Raw genomic sequence first — 18,618 nt, forward strand, 5'->3', positions numbered from 1 at the left:
TGATCCCATCCCGAACTCAGTAGTGAAACGATGCATCGCCGATGGTAGTGTGGGGTTTCCCCATGTGAGAGTAGGTCATCGTCAAGATTAAATTCCAAACCCCCTGTCTGCTAACGCAGACAGGGGGTTTGTTTTTGTGGGCAAAAAAGTTCTGACCAGGCTGTACGCATCGATCATCAGATCGCGTGTAGCTAAAGTCCTAGAAATAGGCACAGTTATTTTGGAGCCCGCGCACTAGAATAGGCCCAGTCATTTTCTGAGCCTGAGACTCCCTATATGCCAGATCCGGTTGACCCCCGCAGGGTGTCAGAATTACCGCTGGACGAGTTGGTGGCCTGTCATGAGTGCGATTTGTTGATGCGCAAGCCGCATCTCGCTCTCGGTGAGAAAGCCCAATGCCCGCGCTGCGGTTACGAGCTCTATGCCCATAGGTACAAGGTGGTTGAACGCAGCCTTGCGCTTGTGATCGCTGCGCTGTTGCTCTACGTACCTGCGAACTTTTTACCCATCATGCAACTCAACCTACTGGGCCAGGCGTCGCAAGACACGGTCTGGAGTGGTGTGCTTGGCCTGTTCAATACCGGCATGCAGGGTATCGCGGTGGTTGTGTTCCTGTGCAGTATGGGGATCCCGCTGCTCAAGTTGCTCTGCCAGCTAGCCGTGTTACTCAGTATTCGCTGGAATATCGGACGCAGCTACGGTTTGCTGATTTACCGTATTTATCATCATCTGCGCGATTGGGGCATGCTTGAGGTATACCTGATGGGTGTACTGGTGGCGATCGTAAAACTGGCGGATCTGGCAGAGTTGAATCTTGGCTTGGGTCTGGTCTGCTTTGTCAGCTTGCTGCTGGTACAAGTCTGGCTCGAAGTGGTGATGTCGCCTCACCAGATCTGGCAAGCGCTGTCCGGGGAGGATATTCATGCGGGCGATTGATGCGGGTATCTTGATCTGTGGCGAGTGCCACGAACTGAACAGGCAAGACCCCGAAACCGACGAGCAGACCTGCACTCGCTGCGGTGCTCTGGTTCATGCGCGGCGCCCAAACAGTTTGATGCGTACCTGGGCATTGCTGCTGACCTCGGCCATTCTCTACATCCCGGCCAACCTGTTGCCGATCATGACGGTCAACTCACTGGGCCAGGGTTCTCCGAGCACGATCATGGCGGGAGTCATAGAGCTGGTGCAGCACGGCATGATCCCGATTGCAGCCGTTGTATTCATTGCCAGTATCCTGGTGCCAACCTTCAAACTGGTGGGCATCGCCTTGCTGTTGTTTTCGGTCCAGCGCCATCAGCCTCTGTCTGCCCGGCAACGTATCATCATGTACCGATTTATTGAGTTCATTGGCCGCTGGTCAATGTTGGATATTTTTGTCATCGCCATTTTGGTGGCGGTGGTGAATTTTGGACGCATTGCCAGTATCGAAGCCAATCTTGGCGCAGTGGCCTTTGCCAGTGTGGTGGTGATAACGATGCTTGCAGCTGTAACTTTTGATCCCCGACTGATTTGGGATAATACGGAGTCGGACGACGACCATGAGTGACTTGCCTACCGCTAAAACCCGCCCGGCTTCCAACTGGTCGGCGATCTGGATCCTTCCCCTTATTGCCCTGGTGATCGGTGGCTGGCTGGGATGGCGCGCCTACAGCGAAACCGGTATCGATATTCAGGTGCGCTTTGAAAGTGGCGAGGGCATCGTCGCCAACAAGACCGAAGTGGTCTACAAGGGCATGCCCGTAGGCAAGGTCAAGACTCTGGCTCTGGATGAGGATGGCCCGAGTAAAGGTGTTATCGCCACGGTCGAGATGGACAAGGACGTGCAGCAGTACCTCAAGACCAATACCCGCTTCTGGCTGGTCAAGCCCAGCGTGTCATTGGCCGGTATCACTGGCCTCGAAACCCTGGTCTCGGGTAACTATATTGCAGTCAGCCCTTCCGATGGCGAGCCTGCGCGCAAGTTCAAGGCGCTCTCACAGGAGCCGCCGCTGGCTGACTCCGTGCCCGGCCTGCACCTGACCCTCAAGGCTGACCGCCTCGGTTCGCTGAACCGTGGCAGCCCGGTGTTCTACAAACAGATTCAGGTTGGCCAGATCAAAAGCTATGTGCTTTCTGAAGACCAGAGCACCGTTGAGATTAAAGTCTTTATCGAGCCGACCTACGCCAATCTGGTGCGTAAACACACGCGCTTCTGGAATGCCAGCGGCATCAGCATCGACGCCAATCTGTCGGGTGTGAAACTGCGCAGCGAATCGCTGGCCAGTATTGTGGCCGGTGGTATTGCCTTTGCCACCCCGGAGAACCGCAAGGACAGTCCGCCCACCGATACCAACTTGCCGTTCCGTCTCTATGAAGACTTCGATGCGGCGCAGGCCGGGATCAAGGTCAAAGTCAAACTCAGCGACTTTGAAGGCCTGCAGGCCGGCCGTACGCCCGTGATGTACAAAGGTATCCAGGTCGGTAGTCTCAAGGGCCTCAAGGTTGACCCGGACCTGACCAGCGCCAGTGCCGAGCTGACCCTCGACCCGTTGGCCGAAGATTACCTGGTACAGGGCACCCAGTTCTGGGTGGTCAAGCCGTCGATCTCGCTGGCCGGTATCACCGGGCTTGAAGCGCTGGTCAAAGGTAACTACATCGCCATTCGTCCGGGTGACAAGGGCAGCACCCCTGAACGCGAGTTCGTTGCCCGGCCCAAAGCACCACCGCTGGACCTGCGCTCGCCGGGCCTGCATATGGTGCTCTTCACCGAGAACCTGGGTTCGCTGGATGTCGGCAGCCCGATCCTCTACAAGCAGGTTAAAGTCGGTTCGGTTCAGAGTTATCAGTTCTCCCGCACCAAAAAGCAGTTGGTGATCGGCGTACATATCGAGAAGGAATACGAGAATCTGGTCAATGCTTCGACCCGTTTCTGGAATGCCAGCGGTATCACGTTGAGCGGTGGTTTGACTGGCGGTATCCAGGTTAAAAGTGAGTCCCTGCAAAGCCTGATGGCTGGCGGGATTGCCTTTGAAACGCCGGAAGCCAAGGCACCGCTGCAAAAGCGTATCCCGCGTTTCCGCCTGTTTACTGACCGTGATGCAGCCATGCAGCAAGGTGTGGCCGTGACGATCAAGGTAGCCCGTGCCGATGGCCTGCGTGAGGGGACACCGATCCGCTTCAAGGGGCTGGATGTTGGCAAGATCGAGAGCGTTGACCTGAGCGAGGACCTGCAATCGGTTCTGCTCAAGGCGCGTATTACCGAAGTGCCTGAGAGGATTGCGCGGGTTGGCAGCCAATTCTGGGTGGTCAAGCCTGAGCTTGGCCTGATGAAAACGGCTAACCTCGAAACGCTGGTCACTGGCCAGTACCTTGAAGTGCAACCGGCGGGCAAGCAACTGGGACGCCAGACAAGCTTTGTTGCTCTGGAGCAAGCACCGGATGCTGCCGTTTCCCAGGCCGGGCTGAGCCTGGTATTGAGTGCAGCCCGTCGTGGTTCGCTCAAGGAAGGCGTGCCGGTGACCTACCGCGAAGTCACCGTGGGCAAAGTCACTGGATATGAGCTGGGCAATACCGCCGATCGCGTATTGGTGCATATCCTGATCGAGCCGCGTTACGCGCCGTTGGTGCGCAGCGGTAGCCGCTTCTGGAACACCAGCGGTTTTGGTGTCGACTTCGGTTTGTTCAAAGGCGCAACGATTCGCACCGAGTCGCTGGAAACCCTGGTGCAGGGCGGCATTGCCTTCGCCACGCCGGATGGCGACAAGATGGGTAATCAGGCTCGCCCCGAGCAGACCTTCCCGTTGTTCGACAAGTTCGAAGATGAATGGCTGCAATGGGCGCCGAAGATTCCGTTGGGTAAATAAGCGCCAAAAAAAACCGCGATCAGTGATCGCGGTTTTTTTATGCTTGGGATTCAGCCTCAGACTTCGTCCAGCTCGGGTTCTTCAACAGCCGTCAGCGCGTCAGGTTTCACCTCGTCATGACGACGGATGTATTTCCAGTCGTCCTCATCAATGTAAATCCCGTTCGGCCCGCTGCCGCCCTCAAGGTCGATGGCCACATGGGCACAGACCTGCGGCTTGACACTGGCCAGGATCGGCACAAAGCCCAACTGCAAACTGGTTTCCAGCAGCGCGGTCTGGTTCTTTTCGTCGATGTCGGCGGCCTCGTCCAGGTAGTAGGGCAAGCGAATACGCCCTGCCTGGTCGCGGTCCATCAAGTGCAGCAACAAGTACATGTTGGTCAGCGCCTTGATGGTCATGGTCGTACCGTTGGACGCTGCACCGTCGATATCGGTATGAATCACCGGCTGACCATTGACCTTGGTGATCTCGAAGGCCAGCTCAAACAGGTCCTTGAGGCCCAACTGGTTATGGTTGGCTGCTACCAGTCGCGCCAGATACTCCTTGGCCTCTTCGTTCTTGTTGTCCTGCTCGGCGCTATGGCTGAGGTCGAAGACCGACAGGGTTTCGCCTTCTTCGTACTGACCGGCGCTGTGGATAATCTGATCGATATGCTTGAGCGCCTCCTTGTTGGGCGCCAGGACGATGCGAAAGCTCTTGAGGTTGGACACCTGACGCTTGTTGATCTCGCGGTTGAACAGCGCCAGTTGGTGCTCAAGGCTGTCGTAGTCGCTGCGGATATTGCGCAGCGTGCGGGCAATATCGGTCACTGCGGCCCGACGCGCCTTGCCCAGGGTCAGGGCTTCTTCGGTACGGTGCGCATACGCATTGATCAGCAACTGCAGGCGCCGCTCCATATCGTCTTCGCTGTCGAACTTGGCCACGCCTTTAAGGCGTACCTGGGCGTACAGCGCTTCGATCTGACCGTCGCAGCGCAACAGTCCTTGCCAGCTGTCCTGGTAGTCGTTGAGCAATGGCAACAGGTTGTCCATCGAATCGTCGACCGGGTCCATAAACGGCGTGCCAAACGGCAAGTCTGCGGGCAGCAACTGACGGCGGCGCAGGCTGTCGTCCAGGGTGCGTTGCTTGGCTTCCATATCACCGATCTGGCGACCCACCAGCTGCAATTTGGCTGACAATTGCTGTACGCGCTCGGTGAAGGCATCGCTGGAGCGCTTCAACTCGTCCTGTGCGGCTTCGGCCTGGGCCAGTTGTTCGAGCTTCTCACCTTCTTCTGCGCCTAACGTCTGGCTGCGACGGAAGTCTTCCAGGGCTTTCTGCGCGTCCAGCACCTGCTGATACAGCGACTCGGCTTCGGTCTTACTTGCGGCACGATCCGAGGTCACGGCTTGTTGGGTTTTCAGCTGCTTGAGTTCTTTTTCCAGACGCTCTTTTTGCTCGCGCAAGGCTGCGCGGTCAGCCAGAGCCTGCAGGGCAGGGGGCTCGATATGGCTGAGATCGATAGACAGGCCTGGTGCCTCGAAACGCTCGCCTTTAAAGCCATCGAGGATCAGTTCCAGCGACTTGACCCAGGCATCGCTGTCATCCAGGGCAATCCCGTGCTCGCCCAGGGGCAAGCTGAACAGGGCGCTGTTGAACAGACGCATCAGGCGCTCCACATCCTGTTGCGAAAATTCTTCGCGCAGTCGGGCGTAGCTGTTGTTGTCGGCGTGATCGAGTTGCTGCTTGACTGACTTGAGGCGTTTTTCCAGATCGCGCAGGCGCTCGTCCAGATCCTCGGCACTGAACTGACGCGATTGCGCCAGCGCGCCCGCCAGCTCGTCGTGGGCATCCTTGGCGCTCAGCAGTTGCTGTTCCAGCACCTTGACATCGTCAACCAGGGCGAAGCGATGCTTGAGCACCGACAACTCGCCGAGCCAGCGTTGAGTGCCGCTTATCTCCCGTTCGAGGCGCATCAGCTCTTGTGTGCTGCTGCGCTGGTCGTTTTGCAGTGAGTCTTGCTGGTTGCGGTAGTGTTCGGACTGGATCAGCAGCTCTTCCTTGCGGGCCCCGGCGTAGTCCTGCCAGGTGCCGAGTAGCGAATCGAGCAGCGGCGACAGGCGATGCAGCTTGCCGCGCAGCACGTCACGCTGATGAACACCGGCAGCCAGCGACTCAACCAAGGGCCCGGCGCCTACCAGAGCGTTGTAGTCCTGCTCCATGCGCCGTACATCGCGGAAGGCTTCTTCACACGCGGCAATATAATCGACGCTGCCCGAACGCAGGCTGTGCTCGAAGGCATCGAGAAACAGCTGCTTGAGTTTCGCGGCGGTGATTTCGCGCATATGCAGCAGGTTGATAAACAGCGCGCGGAAGGTCTTGAGGCTCTGTTCGCTGGTGGAGCGCAGCGGGATCAGGGTCAGGTCCAGCGGGATCGAGGTATGCCCGCCCACCAGCAAGCGCCGCAATTCATCGGGCTTGAGTTCGTAGGCTTTGAGGCCGTTACGCTCAAGGTTGTTGAACAGTTCTTTCTGGCGCAGACAGGTGTCGTCTTTCTGGTAGTGGGCCAGGTCCAGCTTGCCCGCGTAGGCAAAAAACTGATGGCCGAAACCACCGCCCGGGCCGCGTCCGACCACGCCGATAACATGGGGGCCGTGGGGCAGGGAGACTTCCACCAGAATGTAGCTGGTGTCCGACGCAAAGTAGAAGCGCCTCGACTGTTCGAGGCTGTATTTGCCGAAGCTCATATCTGACATGCGCGCCAGAATCGGGAACTGCAAGGCGTTGATCGATGCCGACTTGCCGAGGTTGTTCGCCCCGTAGACCGACAGCGGATGCTCCAGCGGGAACAGCCCCAGGCTGTAACCGGCGGTGTTCAGCAGGGCAAAGCGGCGAATGCCGTAACGTTCCTGGCTCATGCGTCGATCTCCTGTTGCTCGTCGGCAATGGCGCGGGCCAATGCGGCTTCGTCGTCGTCAATGTCGTCATCGAGAAGAACCGGTGTCGGCAATGGCAGGATGCTATGTAGGCTGGCCGCCAGATCGCGGTCCTGTTGCACTGACAGGCACACATCGAGAAAACGGTGCATCGGTGGCAGAAAACGGTAGATGCCTGGCTCTTCGCTGGCAAAACCGAGCTGGGTCATGCGGCGCATGATCTTTTCTTCCAGCTCTTCGTGGGTAGTGACTTCAGCCTGGACAAACAGATCGCGGTATTTTTCCAGCAGTGCGGGCAGTTCGTCGCGGCCCAGGCTGCCACCGTCGAGCACGGCAATCGGGTCACGGCCTTGATCGGCCAGGTGTTCGACAATGATAAAGGTGAACAGCGCCAGGCGTTGCGCCGTCTTGTTGACTTGCGCGGTGGTGGTGTCAGGCACGAAGTAATAAAAGCCGCGGGTATCGCATACCAGTTCAAAGCCCAGGGCCTTGAACAGTGCGCGATATTGATCCTGGAAGTTTGACAGTTGCGCGTACAGTTCCGGGTCGCGGCGGCTGACGTGATAGCCCTTGAACAGCTCGCGAAAGATCGGTGCCAGTTGGGACAGTTCGGAAAGATCAAGATGCATGCAGAGGGCTCGCAGTAGTCGGGGTCGCATCTTCGCTGTGGGAAAGCAGGGCGAAGGAACGCAGGCTGACCAGATGTTCGTGGGTGTGGTAATCGCGGCGCTCAAGGCGCTCGCGCACGAAGCGTTTTTCACGGGACAGGCGCGAGAACCAGTACAGCAATTCGTCGGTGTCACCGTCCGGCTCTTGTGCCAGTAGCCAGCCCATCAAATCTGGCATCGGCAGCGCGTCGCTGCAGCGATCGAGCATTTCCTTGACCGTGCGCGGGGCCTTGGGCGTTTCGCCGCGGTGGACCTTGTGCGCCTTGGGGAATTTCGCTGGTTTGGCTTCGAAGCGGGCCAGGGCATAGACATAAGCCTCAACCTGGCTGGCACTGCCCAAAAAGGTGCTTTGCGGGCGGGTGAACATGGGCATCGAAGCTTGCGGTACCGCGTCCAGCCCTTTACGGCGGATGGCTGCCAGGGCCAGCGCTGCGCCGCGGGTTACCGCGTTGTGCCGGCGTGCCTCTTCACGCAGCGGCAGCAACAACTCGCGGGCGTGGCGCAGGGTCATCTGGGCGCTGGTTTGCATTTCGAGGATGCGCGCATGGGTGCGCAGCAGCATGTCGTCGTCCACCAGATGGCCGAGCCGTTGTTGCTCGCTGAGCATGCGCAGCAGCACGATCTCGACCTTGCGTACGCCTTGTTCAAAGGCGCCGTCGGCGTTTACCAGTTGAATCATCGGTTCGACGTATTCGTCCCATGTCGCCAGGACTTCGGCATAACGCTGGCGCAGTGGTATTTGCCGATCGCTGGTCTTGGCCCGCTCGGCTACGGCCACCAGCGCTTGCTCGTCGTTGGCGAGTTTTTTCAATACATCGCGTACACGCATGTCGAGCAAACGCAGCTGGCGTGCCAGATCATGACCGTCTCGGATGTCGAACGCATCCTGGATATAACCCGCCAGACGCTCCAGATGGCGCAGGTAGGCTTCGATTTCCAGGCACAGACCAAGACGGTGCTCGTGCCGCAAGTACGCCAGAAAGTCGTGGATCTGGGCATTGAGCTCGAAGCGGTTGGGGCTTTTGGCGACCGGCACCAGAATATCCAGGCGGATCCAGCTGTCGAGCACGCTGGTGATGTCCTGCGGCGTGCTGTCCACCTGATGGGCTGCCAGTTGCAGGCGTAATTCGTTGAGGCTCAGGGTGCCTTGGTCGAAGTGTTCACACAAAGGCTCAAGGAGTGCCCAGTGCTCGGCGAGGGCACGTAAAACGCGCTTGGGTTCGATCATGGAAGGGCCGGTCAATTGGCAATGAAAGGTCGCGATTGTACTGCAACGTGGGGTGGAGTCATCACTTGCCAGATCAACTGCGGGCGGGAAAGGCAGAAGGGCGGTAGAATCCCCCCTCTTTAGTTATCCACAGATGGCCGACCCTTGTTGAACGAGTCCCGCCGCCGCGCTTTTTTGACTGCCATGCAAGTGGTCAGTTGGTTGCCGCGCACTGAATTGCCGTTTGCCGCCCCTTCGCGGCCAGAGCTGCTGGTGCTTCCCGAACCGCCTGCAGAGCCTGTCATCACACGGCCTGTGGTCAAGGAAGCGGTCGCGCCGGGCAAGCCTGCAGAGCGTCCACGGATCGAAGTGCCGCGCCCTTCGATTACCCCGCGGCCTGCCAGCAAGCCCGAGGTTAAAGCCGAAACGGCCCCGCCCCCGGCCAAGGTCGTGCAATTGCCACCGCCGCGTTTTGCCCTGCAATTGCTGCGTGCCGGGCGTTGTCTGGTGCTGGTGGAGTTACCCACAGGCAGCGCCTTCCAGAGTCGTGACCCGGCTTATTTATTGTTAAAAGATATGTTGCGCGCCGCCGGCTTGCCCGATAGCCCGCAAATCATTGGCGAACCGGTGCGCTGGCCGTTGCTCAGGCGCGGCAATGTCGATCAAGGCCCCGACGCGGCACGCGAGTTTGTGCAGGGCTTTCTTATGGCCAGGCTGGAAGAGGCCGAATGTGCCTGCTTGTGGCTGGTGGGGCTGCCGGCCGTGCGGTTTGCCGGTGAGGCGGATGCCGAAGCGTTCAATAGTGAACTCGAAATCGAAGGGCTGGGCCACGCATGGGCGTTGCCGGGCCTGGAACTCTTAATGGATGAGCCACAACGCAAAGCGGATGTGTGGCAAGCCATGCGCAGGCTTTTGGCGCGCTGGAAACAAAACGATGAGTGATGCTGTAACTTTCCGCCCGATGACCGAGGCGGACCTTGATGCGGTATTGAAGGTTGAATACGCGGCTTTCAGCCACCCCTGGACCCGTGGGATTTTTCTCGATGGCCTGGGCAAGTACCACATCTGGCTGATGTTTGAAGGTGAGCAGCAGGTGGGGCATGGCGTGGTGCAAATCATCCTCGACGAAGCGCACCTGCTCAATATCACCGTCAAACCCGAGAGCCAGGGCCGTGGTCTGGGGCTCAAGCTGCTTGAACAACTGATGTCGATTGCCTACCAGCACGAAGCCCGCGAATGCTTCCTTGAGCTGCGCGACAGCAACACCGCTGCATTCAAGTTGTATGAGCGCTATGGTTTCAACGAAATCGGCCGTCGTCGCGACTACTACCCGGCAGTGGGTGGTCGTGAAGATGCAGTGGTGATGGCCTGTACGCTGGTTGACTGAATACGCTGATTTTTTGTGGGAGCGGGCTTGCTCGCGATGCAGGCGCGGAGGTGGATCAGTGATACTGCGTCGATTCAATCGCGAGCAAGCCCGCTCCCACAGGTGCCTGTACTGACTTAACGCTTGCGACCCACTGGGTCGATTTCCGCCAGTTCTGCTTCATCCAGGCCTTTGCCAGCACCTATCTCGTCTTCATCGACCAGGCTCAAATCCCAGTCAGCCGCGGCGTTCGGACTCTGTGCGGCTTCCTTGGCATCACGGGCGCCGTCTTCGCGGATCAGCATCTCCTGCTCCAGGTCGTCTTCATTCAGGCCCAGGTCCAATTCATCATCCAGCGCCGACCGGTGCTTGACTCTTTCGTCGTCGACAAATAAATCGCTGATGGGCTCGTAGCTGTCGTCATCATCAAAATCCAGTGGCTCGACTGAGCCCATGGCGTCCTCGATATCATCGATAGGCGCGGGTTGTGGTGCCCCGTAGGGGCGACGTGAATCAGTCATGGCAATTGCTCCTGCTCTGGGGCCTTAATACGATGACTGTAGCCACTGCTGAAGATTCCACCCAACCGACCGCCGGAATGCCATCGATTTACGTGACCCCGACCGCTGGTCGGTTGTCATAACAGCGCATCAACTCTTGAGGCTTCACAGCATGAACGAACTACAAGATCTGATTGATAACAACGAGCGTTGGGCCGATGCGATCAAGCAGGAAGATCCCGACTTTTTTGCCAAGCTGGCTCGCCAGCAAACGCCGGAATACCTATGGATTGGTTGTTCGGATGCCCGTGTACCGGCCAACGAGATTGTGGGCATGTTGCCCGGCGATCTGTTTGTGCACCGTAACGTGGCCAATGTTGTGCTGCACACTGACTTGAATTGCCTGTCGGTGATTCAGTACGCGGTCGATGTATTGAAGGTCAAACATATTCTGGTCACCGGCCATTATGGCTGTGGCGGCGTGCGTGCCTCCATGAAGGACCAGCAGATGGGCCTGATCGATGGCTGGCTGCGTTCGATTCGCGATTTGTATTACGAAAATCGTGAGGCGCTGGCGCTGTTGCCGACCGAGGAAGAGCGTGTAGACCGTTTGTGCGAGCTGAACGTGATCCAGCAGGTGGCAAACGTAGGGCACACCAATATTGTGCAAAACGCCTGGCATCGTGGGCAGAAGCTGTCGGTTCACGGCTGCATTTACGGGATCAAGGACGGTCGCTGGAAAAGCCTGAACACCACCATCAGTGGCCTTGACCAGTTGCCGCCGCAGTATCGTTTGCGCCCGGTGGGACCGATTTAAGCAGGTAAATATTTAAAATCAAAAGCCCCTCACCCTGACCCTCTCCCAGAGGGAGAGGGGAATGACCGAGTTGATGCCGGATTCAACTCTGTACCATCAGGCTGCAGAGATTCTGAAATATTCCCCGATCGGCTCCCTCTCCCTCTGGGAGAGGGTTGGGGGTGAGGGGCTTTTGGGCTTGAAACGCACATCGAAGTAGCGTGTTTCCCACACAACTTGCAACGTCTGCACCTGCCTCTTCGCTTTCCCTCGCGGGAAGTTTCCGAGAGAATCCCCAACGCCTTGCGGCGCTGAAAATGCGTGGATAGTCTCGGCCTGTCACTGAGTTCAGTGACCGGTCCTGACAGACTGTTCGGATATACCAAATTCAGCGCTTTGCACATTTCCCTGTGTTATGGCGGCTGCGTGCGGGGCACTTTCGAGTGCACCGAGCTTTTGGTATTTTCCCTCGGCCTGTCAGCCCGCACGCAGCTGCCACCCTATCCGCCTGGCAGCGGTTAGTAGCAGTCTCTCAGCCAGCACAGGAAAGTATGATGAGCAAAAAAATAGTCCCCGACCCACCCCTCGACTCCTTCGAAACCACTGCCCATTCGGGCACCTCCCTGTTTAGCATCAACCCCGGCATTAACGCCTATGCCGCATTGCGCGACGTTTCGCTGTTGCTCAAAGGGGTGGAAAACAACGCCGACGATATCCGCCCCCATCTCACCGGCTTTGATGCCGAGCAGTTATGGCGCGTGATTCACGGCGTCGAGATGGCGCGCGGTGTGGTTGATTCATTGTTGGCTGGCGCGAAAATCAAGAGCCCCTCTCCCAGAGGGAGAAGGGACTGACCGAGTTGATGCAGGATTCAACTCAGTACCATCAGGCTGCAGAGATTCTGAAATATTCCCCGATCAGGCCCCCTCTCCCTCCGGGAGAGGGTTGGGGTGAGGGCTTTACGGCATGACAGGCGGCGTATACGTCAATGTGGTCCCCAGCGCCCACAGCAAAAACAGCACCAGCGGCGTGTGCACCAGCAACTGCACAAACGAAAAACCGATCAGGTCCCGCGCTTTTAACCCCAGCACGCCCAGCAGCGGCAGCATGTAAAACGGGTTGATCAGGTTCGGCAGGGCTTCGGCCGCGTTGTAAATCTGAACCGCCCAACCCAGGTGGTAGCCCAGGTCATTGGCCACTTGCATCACATAGGGCGCTTCGATAATCCACTTGCCGCCACCCGACGGAATGAAAAAGCCCAGAATCGCCGAATACACACCCATCAATAATGCATAGGTATCGTGAGAGGCGATTTGCACGAAAAACGTCGAGATATGATGGGCCAGGGTTTGCCCGTCAGTGCCCTGGACCACTGTCATCAGTGCCGCAATCGAACCGTACAGCGGGAACTGGATCATCACCCCGGTGGTGGTGGGTACAGCGCTGGCCACGGCATTGAGAAAACTGCGCGGGCGCCAGTGCAGCAGGGCGCCGAGCATCAGAAACAGAAAGTTGTAAGTGTTAAGCCCTGAAATGGCGCTGATCGCAGGCTTGGTCGAGAACTCGTGAAACAACCAGCCGGCGGCCAGCAGCACCAGCAAGATGGTTAGCAGTGGGCTGTATTCCAGCCATTCCCCAGGCCGTGTGCGCGGTGGCAGCTTGGGCGTATTGAAGCTCGGATCAATGCCGCAGGCGGCCGCATCACGGGCTGAATCCGGGCCGGGCGCGGTGGCATAGGCCACGATCAGCGACACGACCACCAACGCCGCCAGCAATACGCCGGATTGCCAGAGAAAGATGGTTTCGGTGAAGGGGATAACCCCGGTGATTGCCAGGATCGACGGCGGCAGGCTGGCCGGGTTGGCCTGCAATTGTGCAGCCGACGACGACAGCCCCAGTGCCCACACCGCACCGAGTCCCAAATAGGCGGCAGCACCGGCAGCGCGATAGTCCATGCGCAAGTTGGTGCGTCGAGCCAGGGCGCGTACCAGCAGACCGCCAAACACCAGCGACAGCCCCCAGTTGAGCAACGAAGCGACCATTGAAATCAGTGCCACCCAGCACACGGCCTGGCGGCCGTTTTTCGGTACCTGTGCCAATTTATCGATCAATTTGACCGCAGGTGGCGAGCTGGCCACCACATAACCGCCAATGACGACGAAAGCCATTTGCATGGTAAACGGGATCAGGCTCCAGAAGCCGTCACCAAACGCCATGGCGGCATCGGTGGGTTTGGCGCCCATCAACATCGTGGCCAGCGCCACGGTAATTACCGCCACAGCGGCGAACACCCAGGAGTCGGGGAACCAGCGTTCGGCCCAGTTCGAGCAACGCAGGGCAAAGCGAGCAGAGCGGCTGTCTGCAATCTCGGCGGACATGGAAATTACCTCGGTTTTCTTATGATTATTGGATGGCTTGCACCAGAGCACTTGCCTGGCGAGCACAGTAAATCAATCCGAGCGTATTTCCGATGGTCCGTGATTGGCTGAATGGTTTATGCCGATTGATTCAGTAGTGTTTTTTCTGGATGAACGGTCGTTTTCGCCTCTCCAGAAAATCCGCTTAAAGCCGATGTTGTTGCACGCCGTTTTCCATTTCTCCCAGGTATCCCATGTTCAACAAACGCTTGAAGCAAGAGCTGTCGGCTCTTCGCGAAGAATTGTCCAGCCTTCAACAAGTCAAGGAGAGCCTGGACCGCGAAATGCTGGTGCTGTCTCTTGATCCTGACGGGCGTATCGAAACGGCAAACCACAACTTCATCCAGGAAATGCTTTACGCCAGCACCGCTCTGCTGGGCCGGCATATTGATGAGCTGGTGCCTGTACACCTGAAAAACGACGAGCACTACCGCCGCTTCAAAACGGCCATGACCCGCAAGGAGCATTTCAGCGGCACCGTGCGCTTGTTGCGTGGCAATGGGCAGGAAGCCTGGCTGCGCTCGATCGTGCAGCCGACTCTGGATTCCGGCGGGCGGGTGCTGCGCATTTCGATTTTCTCCAGCGACCTGACCCGCACTATTGAAACCTCCCGTGACCATGAAAACCTCATGAGCGCGTTGCTGCGCTCCACGGCGGTCATCGAGTTCAACCTCAAGGGTGAAGTCATTACGGCCAATGAACGTTTTCTCCACGGCATGGGCTACACCCTGGCGCAGATCCAGGGCAAACATCACCGTATGTTCTGTACCCCGCAAGAGCAGAACAGCGCTGAATATCAGGCCTTTTGGCAGCGCTTGAATGCGGGTGAGTTTGTGGCTGCACGCTTTCAGCGTATCGATAGCCACGGCCGTGATGTCTGGCTGGAGGCCACCTACAACCCGGTCCGCGATGCCAAAAACAACCTGTACAAAGTGGTGAAATTTGCCACGGTGATTACCGACCAGATCCATCAGGAGAGGGCGGTATCCGAAGCGGCAGGAATTGCCTACAGCACCTCGCTGCAAACCGACAGCAGCGCCCAGCGCGGTACCAGGGTGGTGACCCAGGCGGTTGAGGTGATGCGCGATCTGGCCCGGCACATGCAGCAGGCGGGGGACGGTATCGAGGCCTTGAACGATCAGTCGCAAGTGATTGGCAGTATCGTCAAGACCATCAGTTCGATTGCTGATCAAACCAATCTGCTGGCGCTGAACGCGGCTATCGAGGCGGCGCGTGCGGGCGAGCAGGGCCGTGGTTTTGCCGTGGTGGCTGACGAAGTGCGGCAATTGGCTTCGCGTACCAGCAAGGCCACCGAAGAGATCATCAGCGTTGTGCGGCAAAACCAGGACATGGCCCGTAACGCCGTTGCCTTGATGGCAGACGGTAAACTCCAGGCTGAAGAAGGGCTGGCGCTGGCCGCCGAGGCAGGCACAGTGATCGTTGAAATTCAGGATGGCGCACAGAAAGTGGTCAACGCTGTCGGCCAGTTTGCCAACCAACTGTCGTCCTGAGCCTTGATCTTCAGGGGTTGAACTTAAGAAAAATAACCTCTGAGTGACGGAAAAAGTACTGGTAGGAGTAAACTCCAGACTTTCCAAAGGAGTTTCTATGAGTCTCTACCAGTCGAGCATTCTTGCCAAACCGATACCTTCGCAAGCGCGTTACATGTTTTTCGCCCTCAAGTCAGTAGAAGCTTTGCCGGCTGCACTCGACACCTTGTCGCAGTGGGTGGATGGCAAAAGCGTGGTGGCCGGTTTTGGTTCGCCGCTGGTATTGGCCCTGGGCGCTAAAGTCCCGGGCTTGCGCGTGTTTCCGGCACTCAATGCGATGGTTGAAAACCCGTCGACCCAGCACGCACTGTGGCTGTGGTTGCTGGGTGAAGATCGTGGTGAGTTGCTGCATCGCAGCCAGGCCATTGAAACGGCGCTGGCGCCGGCTTTCAACCTGCTGCAGGTGACTGAGGGGTTCCGCTATGGTACTGACCGTGACCTGACCGGCTACGAAGATGGTACTGAAAACCCGGTAGACGAGGCCGCTGTTGACGCTGGCATCGTTGCCAATGCCGGGCCGGGGCTGGACGGTGGCAGTTTTGTTGCCGTGCAGCAGTGGCAGCATGACCTGAACGGCTTTGCAGCGCTGCCGTCTGAGGAGCAGGACAACATCATGGGCCGTCGCAAGAGCGACAACGAAGAGCTGGACGATGCTCCGGACTCGGCCCACGTCAAACGCACCGCTCAGGAGAGCTTCTCGCCGGAAGCCTTTATCGTGCGTCGCTCCATGCCTTGGACTGAAAACGGCAAGTCCGGGCTGATGTTCGTGGCCTTTGGTCGCACGCTGAACGCTTTCGAAGTTCAGCTGCGGCGTATGAGCGGTATGGAAGACGGCATTATTGATGGCCTGTACCGCTACAGCCGCCCGTTGAATGGCGGCTATTACTGGTGCCCGCCGTTGAAAGACGGGCGTATGGATTTGAGCGCCGTTCGCTAACCCTGGCGCGGACCTTGTAGCTGCCTACAGTCCTTTCAGGAATTGTCTGATTATTTTTTTCATGCCCCGGCCTCAGGCTGGCGGCATGAAATCAACTCCCCAAGCCGCCCGTAAACTCCTGCATTTATTTGCCAGCGGGTTGATAGTCGCGAGGCTGGTTGATGGGGAGTTGTATCCCATGGGGCAGTAATGTTCAGGTTGTTTCAACCTGCTTGCCGATCTGGCGGTGATCACTGTGGCTGATTGTTGTACCTTGGATTCGTCCCTCCCAACAATAATATGGACGTTTCCATGGCCTTTAACCCAGTGTTTCAAGCTTCACCCATGCCCACCTTGCTCGATGCCCTGCGCGAGCTGCTCGGTGAGCGCCTGAGCACTAACCGTGCAGAGCGCGAGCAACACGGTCGGGGCGAGTCCTACCACCCGTCCTTGCCGCCGGACGCAGTGTGTTACGCCGAGTCCACTGCCGAGGTCGCGGCCATCGTCAAACTCTGCGCCGCGCAGCGGGTGCCGATCATTGCCTTCGGCGGTGGCACTTCACTGGAAGGGCATGTTGGCGCCACGCTGGGCGGGGTCTGTATCGACCTGAGCCGCATGCAGCGAATCATCGCTGTGCGCCCGGATGATCTGGATGTGACGGTAGAGGCTGGCGTTACCCGTATGCAGTTGAATGCCGAGCTGCGCACCACCGGGTTGTTCTTTCCGGTCGACCCGGGAGGTGAGAGTACCCTGGGCGGCATGGCGGCTACCCGCGCTTCAGGGACCAATGCGGTGCGTTACGGGACCATGCGCGAGAACGTGTTGAATCTCACCGTGGTGCTGGCTGACGGTCAGGTGATCAAGACCGGTGGCCGCGCGCGCAAATCATCCGCCGGCTACGACCTTACGCGCTTGTTCGTCGGCTCGGAGGGCACGCTGGGGATCATTACTGAGGTCACGCTGCGCCTTTACGGCATCCCGGAGACCACCTGCGCGGCGGTATGCACTTTTCCGACGATTGCGGCGGCGGTGGGCTCGGTGGTGTCGATCATTCAATACGGCATTCCGGTGTCACGGGTCGAGTTGCTCGATGCGCGCACGGTGCAGGCGGTCAACCGTTTCTCACAGATGGGCCTGGTAGAAACCCCGACGCTGTTTTTTGAGTTCGCCGGCTCCCCGGCCAGTGTGGCGGAGCAGGTTGAACTGACCCGGGACATTGTCGAAAGCAATGGGGCATTGGGTTTTCAGGCGGCGGCCGATGCGGATGCGCGCAATGCCTTGTGGCGTGCCAGACACAGTGTTCACTATGCAATGCAGTCCATGCGCCCGAACGGGCGGATCTGGAGTACCGACGTCTGCGTACCCATTTCCGCGCTGACCCAATGCATTGCCGAAACCGCTGAAGATGTGGCCAAGGTTTCATTTTTCGTTGGCATGGTCGGGCATGTGGGGGATGGCAATTTCCATTTGGGGTTGGTGGTCGACCCGGATAACGCAGCAGAAATGGCCGAGGCCGAAGCGCTCAATGAGCGGGTGGTAGAGCGTGCCATTGCCCTGGAGGGCACTTGCACCGGCGAGCATGGCATTGGTTCGGGAAAGATAAAGTTTATGCATCTGGAGCACGGTGCCGCGCTGGGTGTCATGCATCTGGTCAAACAGGCGCTTGACCCCTTTGGGTTGATGAACCCGGGCAAAATCCTGCCGCAGGCCTGATGTTTGCCTAGCCTGGGGTTGTAAGCGCAGGTATTCATTGGTCTTTTTTAATTTCGTGCTTGACGCCCCGGCGGTAAAACACGTTTAATTGCCGCCTTGCCCAGATAGCTCAGTCGGTAGAGCAGGGGATTGAAAATCCCCGTGTCGGCGGTTCGATTCCGTCTCTGGGCACCACAACAGCAAAACCCCTGAAGCCTCACGGCTTCAGGGGTTTTTTGTTGTGGGCGCAATATTCTTCTTTCCTCTCCCTGGCTGACACTGCAGGTGCAGCCAACTGACCCTTTGTCGTCTCGTCATTCATCACGCCATAGCGGGGCTCTACTTGTAGTAAGGCTTTGCAATGACCTTGAGGTGAGCGCGATGAGCAACGAGCAGGTGGTACCCGAGACACAAGGCGTTACGGTGACATTGCTTGCAAGCATTGATCTGGGCCCTGAGATCGAGGGCATGGCGGGGCGCCAGCTTCGCATGCGCAGGGTGACGATTGAGCCTGGAGGCGTGTTTGGGCCGGTTCACAACCATATCGACAGGCCGGGCACTGTCTACATTCTGCAGGGCACGATCACTGATCATCGCAATGGCATTGCCACGGACTATGGCCCGGGCCCAGGCTGGCCTGAGGACAGGAACACCACACACTGGCTTGAGAACAGGGGGGCGGTTCCGGCAGTGGAGATATCGGTGGATATTGTCAGGTTGGGATAAGCGCATCACCCTGCGTCAGGGGT

At 58.2% G+C, this 18,618-nt stretch carries 15 protein-coding genes, 1 tRNA gene, 1 rRNA gene and 2 pseudogenes; 14 read left to right on the top strand and 5 right to left on the bottom strand.

What is annotated here, in order from left to right; translation table 11 throughout:
• The 4 genes from rrf to ACZRMH_RS14195 all read left to right on the top strand — a co-directional run.
• Positions 1–87: ribosomal RNA gene (gene rrf, locus ACZRMH_RS14180) — 5S ribosomal RNA — on the top strand; the annotation flags it as partial.
• Between the two features lie 189 nt (positions 88–276).
• Complete coding sequence (locus ACZRMH_RS14185) at positions 277–936, top strand: paraquat-inducible protein A (protein ID WP_464013906.1); 660 nt, start codon at positions 277–279, stop codon at positions 934–936.
• The gene (locus ACZRMH_RS14190) at positions 923–1,546 is read left to right on the top strand and encodes a paraquat-inducible protein A (protein ID WP_464013907.1); all 624 of its coding nucleotides are present in this window, start codon (positions 923–925) and stop codon (positions 1,544–1,546) included. Before ACZRMH_RS14185 ends, ACZRMH_RS14190 begins: the two co-directional genes overlap by 14 nt.
• Entirely contained in the window at positions 1,539–3,842 is a 2,304-nt protein-coding gene (locus ACZRMH_RS14195) for a PqiB family protein (RefSeq protein WP_464013908.1), read from the top strand. The genes ACZRMH_RS14190 and ACZRMH_RS14195 overlap by 8 nt, the downstream gene beginning before the upstream one ends.
• Positions 3,843–3,898: 56 nt before the next feature.
• Here the strand turns inward: ACZRMH_RS14195 and mksF are convergent, their stop codons facing one another.
• Genes mksF through mksB form a run of 3 tightly spaced genes read right to left on the bottom strand, consistent with a single transcriptional unit; the run spans position 3,899 to position 8,653 of the window.
• A complete protein-coding gene (gene mksF / locus ACZRMH_RS14200) occupies positions 3,899–6,739 on the bottom strand; it encodes an Mks condensin complex protein MksF (RefSeq protein WP_464013909.1) in 2,841 nt (946 codons plus the stop codon).
• On the bottom strand, positions 6,736–7,386 hold the full coding sequence (mksE, locus tag ACZRMH_RS14205) for an Mks condensin complex protein MksE (RefSeq protein WP_464013910.1): 651 nt from the start codon (positions 7,384–7,386) through the stop codon (positions 6,736–6,738). Before mksE ends, mksF begins: the two co-directional genes overlap by 4 nt.
• Positions 7,376–8,653, bottom strand: a complete 1,278-nt coding sequence (gene mksB / locus ACZRMH_RS14210; protein ID WP_464013911.1) for an Mks condensin complex protein MksB — start codon at positions 8,651–8,653, stop codon at positions 7,376–7,378. Before mksB ends, mksE begins: the two co-directional genes overlap by 11 nt.
• A 144-nt stretch (positions 8,654–8,797) precedes the next feature.
• On the opposite strand from mksB, the gene ACZRMH_RS14215 reads away from it, so the two are divergent.
• Both ACZRMH_RS14215 and rimI read left to right on the top strand, forming a co-directional pair.
• Positions 8,798–9,574: an energy transducer TonB gene (locus ACZRMH_RS14215; protein ID WP_464013912.1), complete on the top strand. Its 777-nt coding sequence runs from the start codon at positions 8,798–8,800 to the stop codon at positions 9,572–9,574.
• Positions 9,567–10,019, top strand: coding sequence for a ribosomal protein S18-alanine N-acetyltransferase (gene rimI / locus ACZRMH_RS14220; protein ID WP_464013913.1), 453 nt, complete (start codon positions 9,567–9,569; stop codon positions 10,017–10,019). Before ACZRMH_RS14215 ends, rimI begins: the two co-directional genes overlap by 8 nt.
• A gap of 116 nt (positions 10,020–10,135) precedes the next feature.
• On the opposite strand, the gene ACZRMH_RS14225 is transcribed toward rimI, so the two are convergent.
• Positions 10,136–10,519 (bottom strand): serine kinase/phosphatase, encoded by a 384-nt coding sequence (locus ACZRMH_RS14225; RefSeq protein WP_464013914.1) that lies wholly within the window; start codon positions 10,517–10,519, stop codon positions 10,136–10,138.
• A gap of 151 nt (positions 10,520–10,670) precedes the next feature.
• On the opposite strand from ACZRMH_RS14225, the gene can reads away from it, so the two are divergent.
• Together can and ACZRMH_RS14235 are read left to right on the top strand one after the other, a co-directional pair.
• A complete protein-coding gene (gene can / locus ACZRMH_RS14230; protein WP_464013915.1) occupies positions 10,671–11,315 on the top strand; it encodes a carbonate dehydratase in 645 nt (214 codons plus the stop codon).
• 533 nt (positions 11,316–11,848) lie between these two features.
• Positions 11,849–12,148, top strand: a complete 300-nt coding sequence (locus ACZRMH_RS14235) for a DUF3077 domain-containing protein (RefSeq protein ID WP_464013916.1) — start codon at positions 11,849–11,851, stop codon at positions 12,146–12,148.
• Positions 12,149–12,253: 105 nt separating this feature from the next.
• On the opposite strand, the gene ACZRMH_RS14240 is transcribed toward ACZRMH_RS14235, so the two are convergent.
• Entirely contained in the window at positions 12,254–13,672 is a 1,419-nt protein-coding gene (locus tag ACZRMH_RS14240) for a short-chain fatty acid transporter (RefSeq protein WP_464013917.1), read from the bottom strand.
• Positions 13,673–13,995: 323 nt separating this feature from the next.
• On the opposite strand from ACZRMH_RS14240, the pseudogene ACZRMH_RS14245 reads away from it, so the two are divergent.
• The 6 genes and pseudogenes from ACZRMH_RS14245 to ACZRMH_RS14270 form a co-directional block, all read left to right on the top strand.
• Positions 13,996–14,682, top strand: a pseudogene (locus ACZRMH_RS14245) (PAS domain-containing protein); the annotation flags it as partial.
• A 108-nt stretch (positions 14,683–14,790) separates the two neighbouring features.
• Positions 14,791–15,222 (top strand): annotated as a pseudogene (locus tag ACZRMH_RS14250) (methyl-accepting chemotaxis protein); the annotation flags it as partial.
• A 97-nt stretch (positions 15,223–15,319) separates the two neighbouring features.
• The gene (locus ACZRMH_RS14255; RefSeq protein ID WP_464013918.1) at positions 15,320–16,198 is read left to right on the top strand and encodes a Dyp-type peroxidase; all 879 of its coding nucleotides are present in this window, start codon (positions 15,320–15,322) and stop codon (positions 16,196–16,198) included.
• A 291-nt stretch (positions 16,199–16,489) separates the two neighbouring features.
• On the top strand, positions 16,490–17,890 hold the full coding sequence (locus tag ACZRMH_RS14260; protein WP_464013919.1) for an FAD-binding oxidoreductase: 1,401 nt from the start codon (positions 16,490–16,492) through the stop codon (positions 17,888–17,890).
• A gap of 98 nt (positions 17,891–17,988) precedes the next feature.
• Positions 17,989–18,064: transfer RNA gene (locus tag ACZRMH_RS14265), tRNA-Phe, on the top strand.
• Positions 18,065–18,250: 186 nt separating this feature from the next.
• Positions 18,251–18,595, top strand: a complete 345-nt coding sequence (locus ACZRMH_RS14270; RefSeq protein WP_464013920.1) for a cupin domain-containing protein — start codon at positions 18,251–18,253, stop codon at positions 18,593–18,595.
• Positions 18,596–18,618: the final 23 nt, after the last annotated feature.

The organism is Pseudomonas sp. B414 (assembly GCF_055408445.1).

Bases quoted from the DNA above. Each gene is read 5' to 3' on its own strand.
- ACZRMH_RS14185 (WP_464013906.1), top strand. From the start codon at position 277: ATGCCAGATCCGGTTGACCCCCGCAGGGTGTCAGAATTACCGCTGGAC.
- ACZRMH_RS14190 (WP_464013907.1), top strand. From the start codon at position 923: ATGCGGGCGATTGATGCGGGTATCTTGATCTGTGGCGAGTGCCACGAA.
- ACZRMH_RS14195 (WP_464013908.1), top strand. From the start codon at position 1,539: ATGAGTGACTTGCCTACCGCTAAAACCCGCCCGGCTTCCAACTGGTCG.
- mksF (WP_464013909.1), bottom strand. From the start codon at position 6,739: ATGAGCCAGGAACGTTACGGCATTCGCCGCTTTGCCCTGCTGAACACC.
- mksE (WP_464013910.1), bottom strand. From the start codon at position 7,386: ATGCATCTTGATCTTTCCGAACTGTCCCAACTGGCACCGATCTTTCGC.
- mksB (WP_464013911.1), bottom strand. From the start codon at position 8,653: ATGATCGAACCCAAGCGCGTTTTACGTGCCCTCGCCGAGCACTGGGCA.
- rimI (WP_464013913.1), top strand. From the start codon at position 9,567: ATGAGTGATGCTGTAACTTTCCGCCCGATGACCGAGGCGGACCTTGAT.
- ACZRMH_RS14225 (WP_464013914.1), bottom strand. From the start codon at position 10,519: ATGACTGATTCACGTCGCCCCTACGGGGCACCACAACCCGCGCCTATC.
- can (WP_464013915.1), top strand. From the start codon at position 10,671: ATGAACGAACTACAAGATCTGATTGATAACAACGAGCGTTGGGCCGAT.
- ACZRMH_RS14235 (WP_464013916.1), top strand. From the start codon at position 11,849: ATGAGCAAAAAAATAGTCCCCGACCCACCCCTCGACTCCTTCGAAACC.
- ACZRMH_RS14240 (WP_464013917.1), bottom strand. From the start codon at position 13,672: ATGTCCGCCGAGATTGCAGACAGCCGCTCTGCTCGCTTTGCCCTGCGT.
- ACZRMH_RS14255 (WP_464013918.1), top strand. From the start codon at position 15,320: ATGAGTCTCTACCAGTCGAGCATTCTTGCCAAACCGATACCTTCGCAA.
- ACZRMH_RS14260 (WP_464013919.1), top strand. From the start codon at position 16,490: ATGGCCTTTAACCCAGTGTTTCAAGCTTCACCCATGCCCACCTTGCTC.
- ACZRMH_RS14270 (WP_464013920.1), top strand. From the start codon at position 18,251: ATGAGCAACGAGCAGGTGGTACCCGAGACACAAGGCGTTACGGTGACA.